At 39.9% G+C, this 303-nt stretch carries 1 pseudogene; it reads left to right on the top strand.

The features are described from left to right. A pseudogene (locus J7R07_RS08080) lies at nucleotides 1–303 on the top strand (autotransporter outer membrane beta-barrel domain-containing protein); the annotation flags it as partial.

Genomic DNA, 303 nt, shown 5'->3' with positions numbered 1-303 from the left:
ATGTTAGGGCTATTGTTCCGCAAGTTTCGACTTATCTGCTTTTGCCAAATGCTTTGTTGCAAACAGGTTTGATGAAGATTAGCAATCAAAGCAAGTGGATAGAGGCATTACGGATTTCTCCTAGTGGGATATTAGAAATGCGTGAACACTCTGCCTTTTTTATACGTGGTTATGGCGGAAATCAGCGTTATACTTCAAATCTTTCTGCGCTTGAGTATGGTTATGGAGGCGAGCTTGATTATAACGCAATCGATATAGGTGTTTTGCTGCAAACAATCGAAAATGTATATGGTACGACTTCCT

The organism is Bartonella phoceensis, assembly GCF_902825145.1.
GTDB classification, from domain to species: Bacteria; Pseudomonadota; Alphaproteobacteria; order Rhizobiales; family Rhizobiaceae; genus Bartonella; species Bartonella phoceensis.
This window is presented reverse-complemented; position numbering and strand designations above follow the sequence as displayed.